Here is a 243-nt window from a genome sequence, read left to right on the forward strand (position 1 = left end):
CCGAACTTCAGGTTTGGCTCACGACCGTCCGGGAAACTCTGGCGACGCATGATGCGGCAAACCCCGGTTCGCCGGCAGCACCCTATGCCGTCAACCTGATCTCGAACAAGTCGAATACGCGCTTCGATCATGTCGCAGGGGTCTGCATCGACAACGAGGTGCCGCTGCTTTTGTCTTCGCTGTCGCCGCCGGGCGATCTGGTCAGGGCCGCGCTTGGTTATGGCGGCCTTGTGGATTATGTGG

The 243-nt window shown here is 60.9% G+C and carries 1 protein-coding gene; it reads left to right on the forward strand.

Translation table 11 applies throughout. The features are described from left to right. The coding region (locus tag KVS69_RS20315; RefSeq protein WP_217540090.1) for a hypothetical protein at positions 1-243 on the forward strand (243 nt) is incomplete at both ends.

Source organism: Stenotrophomonas sp. GbtcB23 (genome assembly GCF_019091045.1).
Lineage (GTDB): Bacteria > Pseudomonadota > Gammaproteobacteria > Xanthomonadales > Xanthomonadaceae > Stenotrophomonas > Stenotrophomonas rhizophila_A.